This window comes from Kitasatospora sp. NPDC090091 (assembly GCF_044747365.1).
Taxonomy (GTDB): Bacteria; Actinomycetota; Actinomycetes; order Streptomycetales; family Streptomycetaceae; genus Kitasatospora.
Genome location: NZ_JBIVDY010000001.1, coordinates 183,336 through 197,131 on the forward strand (window position 1 = coordinate 183,336; position 13,796 = coordinate 197,131).

Annotated in this window: 15 protein-coding genes and 1 pseudogene; 8 read left to right on the forward strand and 8 right to left on the reverse strand. The window is 73.8% G+C overall.

Translation table 11 applies throughout. The features are described 5' to 3' along the window. Positions 1 to 49 precede the first annotated feature (49 nt). Both ACIPSC_RS00805 and cobU read right to left on the reverse strand, forming a co-directional pair. On the reverse strand, positions 50 to 1,165 hold the full coding sequence (locus tag ACIPSC_RS00805) for a nicotinate-nucleotide--dimethylbenzimidazole phosphoribosyltransferase (RefSeq protein WP_400822006.1): 1,116 nt from the start codon (positions 1,163 to 1,165) through the stop codon (positions 50 to 52). Between the two features lie 28 nt (positions 1,166 to 1,193). Then, positions 1,194 to 1,772 (reverse strand): annotated as a pseudogene (gene cobU / locus ACIPSC_RS00810) (bifunctional adenosylcobinamide kinase/adenosylcobinamide-phosphate guanylyltransferase); the annotation flags it as partial. Positions 1,773 to 1,868: 96 nt separating this feature from the next. Here cobU and ACIPSC_RS00815 point away from each other — a divergent pair. Next, positions 1,869 to 2,069 (forward strand): hypothetical protein, encoded by a 201-nt coding sequence (locus tag ACIPSC_RS00815; RefSeq protein WP_238740483.1) that lies wholly within the window; start codon positions 1,869 to 1,871, stop codon positions 2,067 to 2,069. A gap of 47 nt (positions 2,070 to 2,116) precedes the next feature. On the opposite strand, the gene ACIPSC_RS00820 is transcribed toward ACIPSC_RS00815, so the two are convergent. Both ACIPSC_RS00820 and ACIPSC_RS00825 read right to left on the reverse strand, forming a co-directional pair. Continuing rightward, positions 2,117 to 2,839 (reverse strand): class I SAM-dependent methyltransferase, encoded by a 723-nt coding sequence (locus ACIPSC_RS00820; protein ID WP_400822469.1) that lies wholly within the window; start codon positions 2,837 to 2,839, stop codon positions 2,117 to 2,119. Positions 2,840 to 3,015: 176 nt separating this feature from the next. Next, positions 3,016 to 3,612 (reverse strand): DUF3043 domain-containing protein, encoded by a 597-nt coding sequence (locus ACIPSC_RS00825; RefSeq protein ID WP_400822007.1) that lies wholly within the window; start codon positions 3,610 to 3,612, stop codon positions 3,016 to 3,018. Positions 3,613 to 3,913: 301 nt separating this feature from the next. On the opposite strand from ACIPSC_RS00825, the gene ACIPSC_RS00830 reads away from it, so the two are divergent. Both ACIPSC_RS00830 and ACIPSC_RS00835 read left to right on the forward strand, forming a co-directional pair. Further along, entirely contained in the window at positions 3,914 to 4,717 is an 804-nt protein-coding gene (locus tag ACIPSC_RS00830) for a PspA/IM30 family protein (protein ID WP_400822008.1), read from the forward strand. Positions 4,718 to 4,754: 37 nt separating this feature from the next. Continuing rightward, positions 4,755 to 5,048 (forward strand): hypothetical protein, encoded by a 294-nt coding sequence (locus tag ACIPSC_RS00835; protein WP_400822009.1) that lies wholly within the window; start codon positions 4,755 to 4,757, stop codon positions 5,046 to 5,048. 97 nt (positions 5,049 to 5,145) lie between these two features. Here ACIPSC_RS00835 and nadA read toward each other — a convergent pair whose 3' ends face one another. Continuing rightward, positions 5,146 to 6,327, reverse strand: a complete 1,182-nt coding sequence (nadA, locus tag ACIPSC_RS00840) for a quinolinate synthase NadA (protein ID WP_313763404.1) — start codon at positions 6,325 to 6,327, stop codon at positions 5,146 to 5,148. Positions 6,328 to 6,547: 220 nt separating this feature from the next. Between nadA and ACIPSC_RS00845 the strand changes: the two genes are divergently transcribed. The 3 genes from ACIPSC_RS00845 (at position 6,548) to ACIPSC_RS00855 (ending at position 9,741) form a co-directional block, all read left to right on the forward strand. Further along, entirely contained in the window at positions 6,548 to 7,471 is a 924-nt protein-coding gene (locus tag ACIPSC_RS00845; protein WP_400822010.1) for an NADP-dependent oxidoreductase, read from the forward strand. Between the two features lie 216 nt (positions 7,472 to 7,687). Beyond that, on the forward strand, positions 7,688 to 8,152 hold the full coding sequence (locus tag ACIPSC_RS00850) for an Lrp/AsnC family transcriptional regulator (protein WP_238740469.1): 465 nt from the start codon (positions 7,688 to 7,690) through the stop codon (positions 8,150 to 8,152). Between the two features lie 221 nt (positions 8,153 to 8,373). Beyond that, complete coding sequence (locus ACIPSC_RS00855) at positions 8,374 to 9,741, forward strand: pyridoxal phosphate-dependent decarboxylase family protein (RefSeq protein WP_400822011.1); 1,368 nt, start codon at positions 8,374 to 8,376, stop codon at positions 9,739 to 9,741. A gap of 50 nt (positions 9,742 to 9,791) precedes the next feature. Here the strand turns inward: ACIPSC_RS00855 and ACIPSC_RS00860 are convergent, their stop codons facing one another. Continuing rightward, the gene (locus ACIPSC_RS00860) at positions 9,792 to 10,676 is read right to left on the reverse strand and encodes a GNAT family N-acetyltransferase (protein WP_400822012.1); all 885 of its coding nucleotides are present in this window, start codon (positions 10,674 to 10,676) and stop codon (positions 9,792 to 9,794) included. 244 nt (positions 10,677 to 10,920) lie between these two features. Between ACIPSC_RS00860 and erpA the strand changes: the two genes are divergently transcribed. Next, complete coding sequence (gene erpA, locus ACIPSC_RS00865; RefSeq protein WP_238740463.1) at positions 10,921 to 11,274, forward strand: iron-sulfur cluster insertion protein ErpA; 354 nt, start codon at positions 10,921 to 10,923, stop codon at positions 11,272 to 11,274. A gap of 70 nt (positions 11,275 to 11,344) precedes the next feature. Here erpA and ACIPSC_RS00870 read toward each other — a convergent pair whose 3' ends face one another. Continuing rightward, positions 11,345 to 12,094, reverse strand: a complete 750-nt coding sequence (locus ACIPSC_RS00870) for a hypothetical protein (protein ID WP_400822014.1) — start codon at positions 12,092 to 12,094, stop codon at positions 11,345 to 11,347. Positions 12,095 to 12,295: 201 nt separating this feature from the next. Continuing rightward, positions 12,296 to 12,514 (reverse strand): hypothetical protein, encoded by a 219-nt coding sequence (locus ACIPSC_RS00875; RefSeq protein WP_395296485.1) that lies wholly within the window; start codon positions 12,512 to 12,514, stop codon positions 12,296 to 12,298. Between the two features lie 247 nt (positions 12,515 to 12,761). Between ACIPSC_RS00875 and ACIPSC_RS00880 the strand changes: the two genes are divergently transcribed. Further along, a complete protein-coding gene (locus ACIPSC_RS00880; RefSeq protein WP_400822015.1) occupies positions 12,762 to 13,739 on the forward strand; it encodes a carbohydrate kinase family protein in 978 nt (325 codons plus the stop codon). Positions 13,740 to 13,796 lie beyond the last annotated feature (57 nt).

The following is a 13,796-nucleotide window of genomic DNA, read 5'->3' on the forward strand; positions in this document are numbered from 1 at the left end:
CGGCCCGGCCTCGGCGGCCCTTCGCCGGAGGCCCTTCTCCGCCCCTCCGCTACGGGCGGCCCAGCAGCTCCGCCGCCGTCGGCAGCTTCGCCGGCTCCTTCGGGGCCGCCGGGACGAACGCCGCCGGCGCGTGCTCGGCGAGCGTGTCCGCCGCGGCCTGCAGCAGCGGCAGCGCCATCAGCGCGCCGAGGCCCTCGCCCATGGTGATGCCCTGCTCCTGCATCGGCGTCAGCGTCAGGCGGTCGTACGCCTTCGCCTGGGCCGGCTCGCCGCTGGACTGCCCGGCCCGCCACCACTCCGGAGCCCGGAACGCGATCCGCTGTGCGACCAGTGCGCACGCCGCCGAGACCACGCCGTCCAGGACGACCGGGAGCTTGCGCACCGCGGCCTGCAGCAGGAAGCCGGTGATCGCGGCGAAGTCGGCGCCGCCGGTGGCGCCGAGCAGCGCCAACTGGTCGCCGAGCACCGGCCGGGCCCGCCGCAGCGAGTCCCGGACGGTCGCGCACTTGACCATCCACACCTTGTCGTCGATGCCCGAGCCGCGCCCGGTCACCGCGGCCGCGTCCGTCCCGCAGAGCGCGCCGACCAGCACCGAGGCGACCGTCGTGGAGCCGACGCCGAGGTCGCCGAGGACGATCAGGTCGGTCCCGGCGTCGGCCTCCTCGTCGGCGACGGCCATCCCGGCCCGGAACGCCGCGGCCGTCTCCTCCGCGGTCAGCGCGTTCTCGGTGTCGATCCGGCCGGAGCCGCGCCGCACCCGGTGCGCCACGACCTCGTCGGGGAACTCCGAGGGGTCGGCGTCCACCGCGACGTCGACGACCCGCACCTCGGCGCCGAAGCGCCGGGCCAGCAGGGCCACTGGCGCCGTGCCGTCGAGCACCGCCCGCACCCGGGCCGCGGTGCCGCCCTGCGCGGGCAGCCGGGACACACCGAGGGCCGCCACCCCGTGGTCGGCGGCGAACAGCAGCACCTTGGGCGCGGCGAGCGGGCGGACCGGGGAGCGGCCCTGCACGGAGGAGAGCCAGCTGCCCAGCTCCTCCAGCCGGCCGAGGCCGCCGCGCGGCCGGTCCAGCGTCTGCCAGCGCTCCTCGGCGGCCCGTCGGGCACTCTCGTCGGGGCGCTCGACGAGCGAGGAGAACGTATCGAGATCCACGGTCGTGTCCATCGCGTCGAAGGCTACACGCCGCCGGAGTTCAGCCCGCGGCGGGCTTGACGGTCAGCACCTGCCCGGCCACCACCAGCAGCACCCGCTCCGAGGCGTCCGCCACCGCCATGTTGAGCCGGCCCAGGGTGTCGCGGAAGCGGCGGCCCGCCGCGGTGGCCGGGACGACGCCCATCCCGACCTCGTTGCTGACCGCGACCACCCGGCGGGCCGTCCCCGCCCAGGCCGCCGCCAGGGCCGCGCACCGCCGCTGCACGGCGGCCTCGCCGCCGTCCGCCCAGACCGCGTCGTCCCAGGCGCCGCACTCGTCCATCACCGCGGTCAGCCAGAGCGCCAGGCAGTCGATCAGCACCGGAGCCGGGTCGGCGGTGTCGGCCAGCACCGCCTCCAGGTCGCAGGTCTCGGCGGTGCGCCAGCTCGCCGGGCGCCGCTCCCGGTGCAGCTCGATCCGCTGCGCCCACTCGGCGTCGCCGTCCCGGGTGCCGCTGGTGGCGACGTAGAGCACGTCCGGGTACGCGGCGAGCAGCTGCTCGGCCTTGGTGGACTTGCCGGAGCGCGCGCCGCCGAGGACCAGCGTGCGGGGGAGTGCGGGGACGGGTGCCATGCGGCCATCCTGCCGGACGAGGCATACGGAAGATCGGGCCGGGCAGGCTAAGGTGCGCAGCACAGAGCTCAGTACAGCGGTCGTCGGCGGGAGGAGCCGGGCATGGTCTGGACGTGGCGGTACGAGAAGGCGGACGGCACCGTGGTGGCCGCCCCGAACGGCCAGGAGGAGTTCGCGGGGCAGGGGGACGCCGAGACCTGGATCGGCGAGACCTGGAAGCAACTGGCCGAGGACGGCGTGGACACCGCGGTCCTGCTCGACGACGGCCGGGAGATCTACTCGATGAGCCTGCACGAGGCCTGAGCGGTCCCGGGGCTTCTCCCCAGGAGAGGCCTTCGGCCGCGCCGCCCCTACTTGGCGCCGAACACGTGCAGCAGTGCGGCGACCTGCCGGTACGGGTCGGTGCGGCCGGCCCGCTCCTCGGCCTCCAGCAGCTGGGCGAGCTGTCGCCCGTCCACCGGCGGTGCCATGTTCTCGGGGGTGTTGTCGGTGAACACCCGGACGCCGTACCAGTGCCGCAGCGGCACGGACACCTCGGAGAGGGTGACGGCGAGGTCGGAGAGCCGGTCGGCGCGGGCCGCCAGCCCGAGCCGGTTGTAGTACCGGTCGGTCTCGAAGGCGTGCAGGGCGGCCCGCCAGTCCCCGGCGGCGGCGGGCCGCAGCGCCAGGGCGTCGCGGTTGCGCACGAGCAGGGAGAGCAGCCCGCCGGGGGCCAGCAGCCGGGCCAGCGAGGCGATCATCGGGTCCGGGTCCGGCAGGTACATCAGGACGCCGTGGCAGAGCACCACGTCGAAGCTGCGCGGACCGAACCAGCGCCCGCACTGGTGGCCGTCGCCGCTGAGCAGCTGGACGCGGTCGCGGACCTCGGGTGGCTCCTCGGCCAGCGCGGCCTGGGCGGCGCCGAGCGCGATCGCGTCGGAATCTATGCCGGTGACGTAGTGGCCGGCCCGGGCCAGGCGCAGGGCCTGGGTGCCCTGGTCGCAGCCGATGTCGAGGACGCGCTGGGCGGTGCGGCCGGTGAGCTGTTCGGCCAGCTGCCGGGCGACCAGCTCCTGCCGGACGAGGTTGCGCAGGTCGCCGTGGCGGTCCGGCCGCGGGGCGTTGCCGCCGGCGAAGGAGCCGCTGCGCGAGGGCAGCCGGCGCTCCTGGGCGAGCCGGTCGTGGCCGCCGTCCCCCTGGCCCGGAAGCGCGTACAGGCCGGGCCCCTCCCAGGCAGGAGGGGCCCAGCCGGAGTCCACCGGTTCGGCGGTCAGGGCTTCTCCCCGCGCCGCACCTGCGGCTTGGGCAGCCGCAGCCGGCGCATCTGCAGGATGCGCATCAGGCCGTAGGCGACCGCGCCGCGGGTGTTCTGGCCGGCGAAGCGCTCGCCGAGCTGCTTGCGCAGCCCGAGACCGAGCCGGAAGAAGTCGAGGATCACCAGGACGAAGAAGAGCAGGAACAGCACGGTGGAGAGCAGCTGGAGGGCCGGCACCTTGACGATGCTGAGCACCAGGATGACCACCGCGGCGGGCAGGAAGAACTCCGCGAGCGACCAGCGGGCGTCCACGTAGTCGCGGACGAACTTGCGCACCGGGCCCTTGTCGCGGGCCGGCAGGTGGCGCTCGTCGCCCTCCAGCAGCGCGGTGCGCTGCTTCTCGCGCTCGACCCGCATCTTCTCGCGGGACTGGCGGGCGGCCTCCTTGCGGTCCTTGGGCACGGTCACGCGGGTACGCCGGCTGGCCTCGGCCTCACTGCGCTTGGGCGTGGGGCGGCCCTTCTTCGCCTGCGGGTCGCGCGGCTGGGTCGTCTGGTCCTGCTCCAGCACGGCGGCGGAGGCAGCGGCATCATCTGAACGGCGTCGGAACACACCACCAGCGTACGGGGTGCGGCGACGCTTCTCGGGGTGCCCTTGGACCCAAACGCATATCGATCGGGGCAGGGCGCCGCCGCCGGCGGGTTCCCGGGGGTGTTCCCGTAGGGGATCACTCCGGTGGAGGAGACCGGGGATGAGGGGCGGATCCACCCCGGGGATGAGGCCCCCACCGGGTGCGCTGTAGCAGTCTTGTTGCAGGCAGGTGCACTGCGGCGACGGGCTCGCTGCACATACACTCGTCGTGTCTGGTAACGAGATAGAGACCGCAGGCCGGAGAAGGGGGCACCCGAGGCCCATGAGCGACGGAATCATGAAGCGTATGGGGCTGATCTTCCGCTCCAAGGCGAACAAGGCCTTGGACCGGGCGGAGGATCCGCGTGAGACGCTGGACTATTCGTACCAGAAGCAGCTCGAACTGCTGCAGAAGGTACGTCGCGGTGTCGCGGACGTGGCCACCTCGCGCAAGCGCCTGGAGCTCCAGCTGACCCAGCTGCAGCAGCAGTCCGCCAAGTACGAGGACCAGGGCCGCAAGGCGCTCTCGCTCGGCCGGGAGGACCTCGCCCGCGAGGCGCTCACCCGCAAGGCCAACATGCAGTCCCAGATCACCGACCTGGAGACGCAGTACCAGCAGCTCCAGGCCGAGGAGGAGAAGCTCACGCTCGCCTCCCAGCGGCTGCAGGCCAAGGTCGACGCCTTCCGCACCAAGAAGGAGACCATCAAGGCCACCTACACCGCGGCCCAGGCCCAGACCCGGATCGCCGAGTCCTTCTCCGGAATCTCGGAGGAGATGGGCGACGTCGGCCTGGCGATCCAGCGGGCCGAGGACAAGACCGCGCAGATGCAGGCCCGCGCGGGCGCGATCGACGAGCTGCTGGCCTCCGGCGCCCTCGACGACGCCAGCGGGCTCGGCCGCAAGGACGACATCGAGGCGGAGCTGGAGCGCGTGGCCGGCGGCTCGGACGTCGAGCTGGAGCTGGCCCGGATGAAGGCCGAGCTGACGGGCGGCTCCCCGGCCTCCGGTCCGCAGGCCATCGAGCAGGGCCGGCCGCAGGACACCACCCCGCAGCAGGACACCCCGCGCATCAACTACAACAAGTGATCTGAGCTTCACCCGACCGACCAGGGAGACGCACGGCATGATCATGAGGGTCATGGGGGAGGGCCAGTTCGAGGTGGGCGACGCCCATCTGAACCGGCTCAACGAGCTCGACGAGGAACTCCTCGCCGCGCTGGAGTCGGGGGACGAGGACCACTTCCGGCGGGCGCTCGGCCAGCTGCTGGGCGCCGTGAAGGAGCACGGCAGTCCGCTTCCGGACGACTCCCTGGAGCCGTCCGACCTGATCCTCCCGAATGCCGATGCGACGATCGACGAGGTACGGCGGCTGCTGCGGGCCGAGGGTGACGGCCTGATCCCCGGCATCCCCGAGTAGCCGAAATCTCGCTCCGGACGCCAGACGACGAAAGGGCGGGCCCCCTCCACACGGAGGGGGCCCGCCCTTTGCCGCAGGTGCGACGGGGCGGGGCCGGCTACGGCAGGGCGAGCATCCGGTCCAGCGCCGCCTTGGCGTACTTCTCGGTCTCCGGGTCGACGGTGATCACGTTCGGCACCCGGCCCTCGACCAGCGACTCCAGCGCCCAGACCAGGTGCGGCAGGTCGATCCGGTTCATGGTCGAGCAGAAGCAGACCGCGCGGTCGAGGAAGACGATCTCCTTGTCCGGGTGCGCCTTGGCCAGGCGGCGGACCAGGTTCAGCTCGGTACCGATGGCCCACTTGGAGCCGGGCTCGGCGGCGTCCAGCGCCTTGATGATGTACTCGGTGGAGCCCACCATGTCGGCGGCCGCGACGACCTCGTGCTTGCACTCGGGGTGCACCAGCACGGTGACGCCCGGGATGCGCTCGCGCACGTCGTTCACCGAGTCCAGCGAGAACCGGCCGTGCACCGAGCAGTGGCCGCGCCAGAGGATCATCTTGGCGTCCCGCAGCTGCTCGGCGGTCAGGCCGCCGTTCGGCTTGTGCGGGTTGTACAGCACGCAGTCGTCCAGCGAGAAGCCCATCTCGCGGACCGCGGTGTTGCGGCCGAGGTGCTGGTCGGGCAGGAAGAGAACCTTCTGTCCCTGCTCGAACGCCCACTCCAGGGCGCGCTTGGCGTTGGAGGAGGTGCAGATGGTGCCGCCGTGCTTGCCGGTGAAGGCCTTGATGTCGGCGGAGGAGTTCATGTACGAGACCGGGACGGTCACGTCGGCTATGCCGGCGTCGGTCAGTACGTCCCAGCACTCGGCGACCTGCTCGGCGGTGGCCATGTCGGCCATCGAGCAGCCGGCCGCGAGGTCCGGGAGGACGACCTGCTGGGCGTCGGTGGTGAGGATGTCCGCGGACTCGGCCATGAAGTGCACACCGCAGAAGACGATGTACTCGGCCTCGGGCCGGGCGGCCGCGTCGCGGGCCAGCTTGAACGAGTCGCCGGTGACGTCGGCGAACTCGATGACCTCGTCGCGCTGGTAGTGGTGGCCGAGGATGAAGACGCGGTCGCCGAGCGCGGCCTTGGCCGCCCGGGCGCGCTCGACGAGGTTCGGGTCGGAGGCGGGGGGGAGGTCTCCCGGACACTCGACGCCGCGCTCGCTGTTCGGGTCGGCCTCGCGGCCGAGCAGCAGCAGAGCGAGCGGCGTCGGGGTGGGGTCGACGCCGTAGGTCTCGGTGGTGGTGGTCACGGGCGGGTGCCCTTCTGTGCGGCCGATCAGTCGGTGCAGCCTTCTCGTCTATCTGACGCTATCTATGATAACCGGTTAGCGTCAGACTGACGATGGCCATCCTGTCGATGTGACGAGAACCGCTCGCCAGATCGGTGCCCTCCGGTGGCCGGAGGAAAGATGCGCCGGGCCCGGCGTGGCCGGAGCGATATGCGCGGGCGGCCGGGTATGGCTGTGCCCCATGAAGGCAATCGCGATCCACCGCTACGGCGGCCCCGAGGTGGTCGAGTACACCGAGCTGCCGGACCCGAAGGTCGGGCCGGACTCGGTCCTGGTGCAGGTCAGGGCGGCCGGGGTGAACCCGGTGGACTGGAAGGTCCGGGAGGGCCGGCTGGACGGCCTGATCGACGCGCACTTCCCGCTGGTGATGGGCTGGGACGCGGCCGGGGTGGTCCGTGCGGTGGGCGGCGGGGTGACCGAGTTCGAGCCCGGCGACGAAGTCTACGGCTACGTCCGCAAGGACGCCGTCGAGCACGGCACCTACGCCGAGCTGGTCGCCGCGCCCGTCCGCACCCTGGCCCGCCGGCCCGCCGCCCTGGACTGGGCGCAGTGCGGCGGCCTGCCGCTGGCCGGGCTCACCGCCCTGCAGGCGCTGCGCGCCGTGCGGGTCGGCGCCGGCGACACCGTGCTGGTGCACGCCGCCGCCGGCGGGGTCGGCCACCTGGCCGTCCAGCTGGCCCGGGCCTTCGGGGCCCGGGTGATCGGCACCGCGGGTGAGCGCAACCACGACTACCTGCGGGGGCTGGGCGCCGAGCCGGTGGCCCACGGCGAGGGCCTGGCCGAGCGGGTCCGCGCGCTGGCCCCGGACGGGGTGGACGCGGCCGTGGACCTGGTCGGCGGCGGCGCCGCCGGGCTCTCGGCCGCCCTGGTGGCCGATCCGGCCCGGATCGCCTCGGTGGCCGACTACGGGGTGCGGGCGCTCGGCGGGCACTACGTCTGGGCCCGCCCGGACGCTGCCGGGCTGGCCGAGCTGGCGGAGCTCGCCGACGCGGGCCGGCTCACCGTCACCGTCGCCTCGACCTTCCCGCTCGCCCAGGCCGCCTCGGCGCAGGCGCTGAGCGCCGAGGGCCGTACCCGCGGGAAGATCGTCCTGCTGACCGGCTGACCGGGCGGGGTGCAGGCGGGCACGGACGGTGAACGGTGCGGAACGGACCGCCCACCGCCAATGGCCGTGGACCGCCCACCGGCCGCGGACCGCCGTCCAGTCGTCACCGGCAAGCCGTGAACTCGGTCATGGCATCCGCCAGAATGGGTGCCGAACCGTTTCGGCGGCCGCCGACCCCACCCGCCGATCCCGTACGACCTGTGGAGCCCCGCACCGATGAGCAGCAGCCGAGCGCACGAGACGGTCGGGGCCGACCTCGACGAGACCGATCGTCTCCTGCTGGCCCGGCTGGGCAGCGACGGCCGCGCCTCCTACGCCGAGATCGGCCTGCAGGTGAACCTCTCCGCCACCGCCGTCCGCCGCCGGATCGACCGGCTGCGGGCGCGCGGGGTGGTCCGCGGCTTCACAGTCGTCCTCGACCCCTCGGTGCTCGGCTGGCAGACCGAGGCCTTCGTCGAGGTCTACTGCCGCGAGCGGACCGCCCCCGAGGAGATCCTGGCCAGCCTCCGGCAGTTCCCCGAGGTGGTCGCCGCCTGGACGGTCACCGGCGACCCGGACGCCCTGGTCCACCTGCGCGCCGTCGACATGCGCCATCTGGAGGCGGTCATCGAACGGATCCGCCGCGAGCCCGGCGTCCAGCGCAGCCGCTCGTCCGTGGTGCTCTCCCAGCTGATCGGCTGACCCTCCCGGCCGGCGGCCCCGGACCCCGGACGGCCCAACCGGCCCCCGCGCAGGAATCCTGCGCGGACCCTGCCGAAGACGCTCGAAACCTGCCTGACCAGCCGCGTTCGGACGCGCGGTACCGGCCCGGTGCTGCCTAGGCTGATCACGTCCGGCAAACGCGGTGGCGACGTCCCGCGCGGCCGGCGGCCCCCCGACCCCCACAGCCGAGAGGGACACCCGTGTCCGCAGCCCCCGACCGCATGCACCGGCCCGACAGCGAGCTGGTCGACCTGGTTTTCGACTACATGCGGGAGCGGCTGCAGTACGACCCCGTCCCGCTCGACCACCCCGGTGACGGCGAGCACCTGCGCGCCCAGCTCTCCGGCCTGCTCAACCCGGACGGCAACAACCCGGCCGACGTGCTCAAGCTCTACGACCACGAGCTGTCCCGCGCGGTGATCTCCGCGGACAGCCCGCGCTACCTGTCCTTCATCCCGTGCGCCCCGACCAAGGCCGCGCTGCTCTTCGACATGGTGGTCTCCTGCGCCTCGCTGCAGGGCATCTCCTGGCTGGAGGCGGCCGGTGCGATCGCCGCCGAGAACCAGGTGCTGCGCCTGATAGCGGACCGCGCCGGGATGCCCGCCTCGGCCGGCGGCACCTTCGTCTCCGGCGGCTCGGCCGGCAACCTCTCCGCCCTGGTGGTCGCCCGCGACACCGCCCGCCGCCGCCTGGGCGTCGGCCCGGAGGCCCGGCTGCGGATCGCCGTGGCCGACCAGGTGCACTCCTCGGTCAAGAACACCTTCAACATCATCGGCGTCGAGGCCTTCAAGGTCCCGACCGTGAACCGGCGGTTCACCGGCGAGGCGCTGCGCGCCGCGCTGGCCGCCGACCCGAACCCGGAGACGGTGATCGCCGTCGTCGGCACCGCCGGCACCACCAACGAGGGCATCGTCGACGACCTCCAGGGCCTGTCCGAGGTCGCCCGCGAGCGCGGCATGTGGTTCCACGTGGACGGCGCCTACGGCGGCGCGGGCCTCTTCGCCCCGTCCGTCCGGGCCCGCTACAACGGCATCGAGCACGCCGACTCCTTCGTGGTCGACCCGCACAAGTGGCTGTTCGCCCCGTTCGACTGCGCCGCGCTGATCTACCGCAACCCGCAGCTGGCCCGCGCCGTGCACACCCAGGACGCCTCCTACCTGGACGTCCTGCACACCGAGGGCGACGAGTGGAACCCCACCGACTACGCCTACCACCTGACCCGGCGCGCCCGCGGCCTGCCGCTCTGGTTCTCGCTGGCCGTGCACGGCACCCAGGCGTACACCGACGCCATCGAGACCGGCCTCCAGCTGGCCCGGGACACCGCCCAGCTGATCCGCGACACCGAGCACCTGGAGCTGCTGTTCGACCCGCAGCTCTCCGCGGTCTGCTTCAAGCGCAAGGGCTGGACCAACGACGACTACTACCGCTGGTCGCAGCAGCTGCTCGCGGACCAGATCGGCTTCGTCACCCCGACCGGCTGGGACGGCGAGACGGTCGCCCGCTTCGCCTTCCTGCACCCGGGCACCACGATGGAGATGGTCCGGGAGATCCTGGACACCATGGCCTGAGCCGACGCGCTCCCGGAACCCCCGCCCGGCCGGGCGGGGGTTCCGCGCGTTCAGAGCAGCCCGCCGTTGGGCAGGTAGGGGGCCGGCGGGCGCATCCCGTGCAGGCCCAGGTAGCCCCGGGTCTCCACGCTCAGGCCCACCTCCAGACCGACGTCCAGCGCCCACTCCTGCTCGGCGGTCAGGTACTCCACCCGGGCCGGGACGCCGTCCGGCACCCGGGCCAGCGCCTCGCGCAGCAGCCGGACGGCGATCCGCTTCGAGGTGGCGGCCAGCAGCTTCACCTCGCCGCCGTCGCGGTAGCAGTAGCCGCTGCCGGCCAGCGCGTCGGCGACCAGCAGCTCCTCGAAGTGGGCCAGCATCAGCTCGTGGTCCGGCCCGTGCGCGGCCCCGCGCAGCCGCCGGTCCACCGAGTCCAGCAGGTGCCGGTGGGTGGCGTTGCCCGGATGCACCGGGATGTCGCCGGGGTCGACCAGCCCCGACCGGTCCACCCGCCCGGTCAGCCGCATCGCCGGGTGCAGCGTGAAGCCGGCCCGGCGGTAGCGCCGGGCCGCCGCCGGCGACGGCGAGGCGCAGAGCATCCCGCGCAGGCAGCCCCGGCCGTACGCGGCGGCCCGCTCCAGCAGCAGCCGCCCGACGCCCTTGCCCTGGGCCTCCGGCCGCACCGCGAGCAGCGCGAGGACCCACAGGCCCTCCCGGCGCAGCGACAGCACCGTGCCGACCGGCTCGCCGTCCCGCTCGGCCAGCCAGCAGCCCTGCGGGTCGGTGCGGACCAGGTGCCTGGTGCGGGCCGGTTGGTAGACCGACGGCGGCTCGTCCCGCGCGCCGGCACCGGGAGCGCCTGGCACGGCGTCGGGGAGCGCGGCGAACGAGACACGGGCGAGGTGCTGGACGGCCTCCGCGTCGGCGGCGGTGTCCTGGACCAGTCGCAGGATCATGCCCACCATCCTGGCCGCGGCGGCGCCCGGACGGGGCCGGTTCGTCCGGATCGGCGCACGGGGCGGTGACCGAGCCCCGCCGGTGTGCGAGCATGGGGAGCGTAGTAGGGGAGCCGGTGCACACCCGGCCCACGGAAATTCCGCCGCAGCAGACCACCGAAGAGCAGCGCCGCCCGGGAAATGAATCCGGACGGCGATCGGTTGGTACTGGCGGCAGACCGTCGTCAAGACCGGGAGAAAGCAGATGACCGTCCAGGACGAGACCACCGTCGAGAGTGGCATCCTCCTTACCGATGCCGCCGCGGCCAAGGTCAAGGGCCTGCTGGAGCAGGAGGGCCGCGACGACCTTGCGCTGCGCGTTGCCGTCCAGCCCGGCGGCTGCTCCGGCCTGCGTTACCAGCTCTTCTTCGACGAGCGTTCGCTCGACGGCGATGTGGTCAAGGACTTCAACGGTGTCAAGGTCGTCACCGACCGCATGAGCGCCCCGTACCTGGGTGGTGCGACCGTCGACTTCGTGGACACCATCGAGAAGCAGGGCTTCACGATCGACAACCCGAACGCCACCGGCTCCTGCGCCTGCGGCGACTCGTTCAGCTAGTCGGCAGACGGCGAAGGCGGCTCCGGATCCTCCGGGGCCGCCTTCGGCGTTCCTGCGGGCCGCGCCGCGTCTACCGCCCGGCGACGTCCGGGCCGGCCCCGTCCGGGTTCGGCCCGGCGGCCACGTCGGTCTCCAGCGGCACGGCCTGGCCGTTCGAGGCGTCGAACACCGTCCGCCCGGCCAGCGGCTGCTTCAGATCGGCCGCCACGGTCTGCCGCTTGGCCAGCTCGGCGCAGCTCTGGCCGGCCGGGATCGGCGCCGCCAGCGTGACCCGCACGTCCACCCGGCCCGGCTTCGCCTCGTCCGCCTTCAGCGCGTAGCGCTCGCAGACCCCGCCGTAGAACCAGACCGTCAACCGGTTGCCGTCCACCCGGTAGGTGATCGCGGGGCGCACCGCGGGCTTGCCGTTCGGGTCCGGCTCGCCGACCGCGATGCCCTCGCGCGGCGGGGTGGGCGCCGGCGTCGGGGTCAGCGCCGGGGCCGGCGGGACGGAGCCCGGCGAGGGGTTCGCCGGCCGCGGGTCGGGGGCGGTCACCGAGGGATCGGCCGACGGGGTCGCGACCGGGGCGGAGGCGGACGGTGCCGCCGGGGAGGCCGGGGCCGCCGAGGCGGTGGGGGAGGCCGCGCTGCTCGCGGACGCCGTCGACGAGCGGGTGGCCGACTCCGCGGCGGACTTGCCGCCGTCGCCGTCGCACCCGGCCACCGCGACGGCCGCCGCCAGCACCAGGGCGGCCACCGCCGCGGTCCGCCGCCCGCGCGGGCGGAGGCGGCGGGCGCCGCTCGCGCGCCGGGGCATCGGCTCCAGATCCGTCAGGTCCATCTGTCCATCCTCCCGAGGGCTCAGCGGCGCCGCCTCGGCGGCCGCACCGCGCGGATGTGACGTGGCCCGGACGGATCCGGTTCCCAATGCGTCCCGCCCGACCATCGCCGAGCCTTCGCCGAGGCCACCGAGGCCCCCGCCGAACCCCCTGCGACCCGCCGAACCCCCCGGCGCCCCGGGGGACCGGCCCGGGGGACCGGCCTACATCCCGTACTCGGCCATGCCCGCGACCAGGCGCTGCGCCCCGGAGGGGACGCGGAAGCCGGCCGGCGCGGGGGCGCTGGGCTCGGGGCCGGTCGCCAGCAGCGGCCAGAAGCGCCGCAGCTGCCGGGAGGAGTCCACCAGCGCGTCCAGGGTCTCGCCGTCGGCGTCGCCCCGCAGGGCGGCCGGAACACGCATCGGGTGGTGACTGGGCATCATCGGCCATAGCTCCGATCCACGGTGCCGCGGCGGCGCTGCCGCGGCTCGGTCGGGACCGGACCGGCCCCTGCCAGCGACCCTAGGCCGACCTCCCGGCCCCCACCAGAGCTACCCGGGGGTAGTACACGTTCGAGGGCGGCGGGTGCCAGCTGCGGCGGTATTGCCGTCGTGTGCCCCGTCCCGGGTACCGTGGGTGGGTTCGCCCCCTGCTTTCCGTGGCCATGCCGCCATCCTGAGGAGACCTCCCGTGCGTATCGCCGTCGCCGGCTCGATCGCCACCGACCACCTGATGACGTTCCCCGGCCGGTTCGCCGACCAGCTCGTCGCAGAGCAGCTGCACACCGTGTCGCTGTCCTTCCTGGTCGACACCCTGGACATCCGCCGCGGCGGTGTCGCGCCGAACATCGCGTTCGGCATGGGCGTCCTCGGACTGCGCCCGATCCTGGTCGGTGCGGCCGGCGCGGACTTCTCGGAGTACCGCAGCTGGCTGGAGCGCAACAACGTGGACTGCCAGTCCGTCCACATCTCCGAGACCCGGCACACCGCCCGCTTCATGTGCACCACGGACGAGGACCACAACCAGATCGCGTCGTTCTACACCGGCGCCATGGCGGAGGCCCGCAACATCGAGCTCAAGCCGATCACCGACCGCGTCGGCGGCCTGGACCTCGTGCTGATCGGCGCGGACGACCCGCAGGCCATGGTCCGCCACACCCAGGAGTGCCGTACCCGCGGCTACGCCTTCGCCGCCGACCCGTCCCAGCAGCTGGCCCGCCTGGACGGCGACGACATCCGGGAGATCGTCGACGGCGCCGCGTACCTGTTCACCAACGAGTACGAGGCCGCGCTGATCGAGACCAAGACCGGCTGGGACGCCGAGGAGATCCTCACCCGGGTCGGCACCCGGATCACCACCCTCGGCAGCAAGGGCGTCCGGATCGACCGCAAGGGCGAGCCGCCGGTGCTGGTCGGCTGCGCCCCCGAGGAGAGCAAGACCGACCCGACCGGCGTCGGCGACGCCTTCCGGGCCGGCTTCCTGGCGGGCCTCTCCTGGGAGTTGGAGCTGGAGCGGGCGGCCCAGCTCGGCTGCATGCTCGCCACCCTGGTGATCGAGACCGTCGGCACCCAGGAGTACGAGCTGCGCCCGTCGGCCTTCCTGAAGCGCTTCGAGGCCGCCTACGGCGCCGACGCCGCCGCCGAGATCCGGGCCCACCTGGTCAAGTAGGCCCGCCTGGTCAGGTGGTCCGGCCGGTCCGGCCCGCCCGGGTGATCCGCCCGGGCG

Coding starts and splice junctions, on each gene's coding strand:
- ACIPSC_RS00845 (WP_400822010.1), top strand. CDS start 6,548: ATGAAGGCAATCGCGATCCACCGCTACGGCGGCCCCGAGGTGGTCGAG.
- ACIPSC_RS00850 (WP_238740469.1), top strand. CDS start 7,688: ATGAGCAGCAGCCGAGCGCACGAGACGGTCGGGGCCGACCTCGACGAG.
- ACIPSC_RS00805 (WP_400822006.1), bottom strand. CDS start 1,165: ATGGACACGACCGTGGATCTCGATACGTTCTCCTCGCTCGTCGAGCGC.
- erpA (WP_238740463.1), top strand. CDS start 10,921: ATGACCGTCCAGGACGAGACCACCGTCGAGAGTGGCATCCTCCTTACC.
- ACIPSC_RS00835 (WP_400822009.1), top strand. CDS start 4,755: ATGATCATGAGGGTCATGGGGGAGGGCCAGTTCGAGGTGGGCGACGCC.
- ACIPSC_RS00830 (WP_400822008.1), top strand. CDS start 3,914: ATGAGCGACGGAATCATGAAGCGTATGGGGCTGATCTTCCGCTCCAAG.
- ACIPSC_RS00815 (WP_238740483.1), top strand. CDS start 1,869: ATGGTCTGGACGTGGCGGTACGAGAAGGCGGACGGCACCGTGGTGGCC.
- ACIPSC_RS00875 (WP_395296485.1), bottom strand. CDS start 12,514: ATGATGCCCAGTCACCACCCGATGCGTGTTCCGGCCGCCCTGCGGGGC.
- ACIPSC_RS00860 (WP_400822012.1), bottom strand. CDS start 10,676: ATGATCCTGCGACTGGTCCAGGACACCGCCGCCGACGCGGAGGCCGTC.
- ACIPSC_RS00870 (WP_400822014.1), bottom strand. CDS start 12,094: ATGGACCTGACGGATCTGGAGCCGATGCCCCGGCGCGCGAGCGGCGCC.